This window comes from Olsenella uli (genome assembly GCF_016899935.1).
Lineage (GTDB): Bacteria > Actinomycetota > Coriobacteriia > Coriobacteriales > Atopobiaceae > Thermophilibacter > Thermophilibacter uli_B.
In genome coordinates this window covers 1-246 of sequence record NZ_JACJJK010000093.1, presented here as the reverse complement: position 1 = coordinate 246, position 246 = coordinate 1, and the positions used below count along the sequence as shown (strand labels likewise).

Below are 246 nucleotides of genomic sequence, written 5' to 3'. Positions count from 1 at the left end.
CCCTGAACCTGTTTTACGGTGCCGAGGAAATTGACTCCGGTGACATCGGCGACATGCTGTCGAGCCTGGACGACGACGAGGGTGTCGAGGCTGAGGGTGGTGACGACGTTTCGGCGGCGGCTGACAACGAGTTGGTGAAGTTGGTGAACAAAATCATCATCGATGCCTACAACCAGGGTGCTTCCGATATTCATATCGAGCCGTATCCGGGCAAGGCCAAGACCGAGATACGCTTCCGCAAGGACG

Annotated in this window: 1 protein-coding gene; it reads left to right on the top strand. The window is 56.9% G+C overall.

The annotated features are described in order from the left end of the window. Positions 1 to 246 (top strand): ATPase, T2SS/T4P/T4SS family (locus H6A07_RS09980; RefSeq protein WP_440590001.1); only part of this gene is annotated, 246 nt, incomplete at both ends.